The organism is Kitasatospora sp. NPDC032757 (assembly GCF_055579305.1).
This window is the reverse complement of the sequence record NZ_JBVINN010000031.1, coordinates 106,591-107,799: the sequence shown is the minus strand read 5'-3', so window position 1 is coordinate 107,799 and position 1,209 is coordinate 106,591. Positions and strand designations below refer to the sequence as shown.

Sequence of the window (1,209 nt, the reverse complement as noted above, 5' to 3'; positions counted from 1 at the left end):
CCCGCGGCGGCTTCCGTCGCGATGACCGCCCCTCCGGCGGCGGCTACAACCGCGACCGTGACGACCGCGGTGGCTTCCGCCGTGACGACCGTCCGCGTCGTGACGACCGCCCGTCGGGCGGCTACAACCGCGACCGCGACGACCGCGGTGGCCGGGACTACGACGACCGCCGGGGCAACTACGAGCCCGTCAAGCGTCTGCCGATCCCGGAGGACGTCACCGGCTTCGAGCTGGACGCGGACGTCCGCCAGGAGCTCAAGAGCCTGCCCAAGACGCTCGCCGACGATGTCGCCCGCAACCTGGTGATGGTCGCCCGTCTGCTGGACAGCGAGCCGGAGGAGGCCTACCAGTTCTCGCGCGTCGCGCTGCGGCTGGCCTCCCGCGTGGCCGCCGTCCGTGAGGCGGCCGGCTTCGCGTCCTACATGACGCAGCGCTACTCCGAGGCGCTGACCGAGTTCCGCGCCGCCCGCCGGATGACCGGCCGGGCGGACCTGTGGCCGGTGATGGCCGACTGCGAGCGCGGTCTGGGCCGTCCGGAGCGGGCGCTGGCGATGGCCGGCGAGCCCGAGGTGAAGCAGCTGGACAAGGCCGGCCAGGTCGAGATGCGCCTGGTCGCGGCCGGTGCCCGCAGTGACATGGAGCAGTTCGACGCGGCCGTCGTCACCCTGCAGAGCCCCGAGCTGGCCTCCAGCTCGGTGCAGCCGTGGACCGCGCGCCTGCGGTACGCCTACGCCGAGGCGCTGATCGCGGCCGGCCGTGCCGACGAAGCCCGTGAGTGGTTCGCCAAGGCGGTCGAGGCCGACAGCGAGGGTGCGACCAACGCCTCGGAGCGACTGGCCGAGATCGACGGTCTGGAGTTCGTGGACGCGCTCGACCCGGAGCTGGACGAGGACACCGAGCAGGCCGAGGCCCCGGCGAAGCCGCGTGGCGGCGGTGTGGCGGACGAGCGGGAGATCTTCGAGGACGAGGAAGACGTCGAGGAGTTCTACGACGAGGACGACCTGGAGATCGACGAGGACTTCGACGGCGTGGCGCCGGAGCGGTCCACCGACGCCAAGGCCTGAAGCCCTGAGGCCTGAGGTCGAGCGGTACTGACTGAGTGAGGCCCTGGCTTGGCCAGGGGGCTCCCAGGGCGCGGTAAGGGCTCCATCCTTTCGGAGAGGAGTCAGAGCGGGTTGGAGCGGCTTTCAGGTTCGCCCCGTTTTAGGC

The 1,209-nt window shown here is 71.9% G+C and carries 1 protein-coding gene; it reads left to right on the top strand.

Features of this window, described 5'->3' with window-relative positions; translation table 11 throughout:
* Positions 1-197 precede the first annotated feature (197 nt).
* Positions 198-1,064: a tetratricopeptide repeat protein gene (locus tag ACZ5WK_RS28480; protein WP_465551448.1), complete on the top strand. Its 867-nt coding sequence runs from the start codon at positions 198-200 to the stop codon at positions 1,062-1,064.
* The last annotated feature ends 145 nt before the right edge of the window (positions 1,065-1,209 follow it).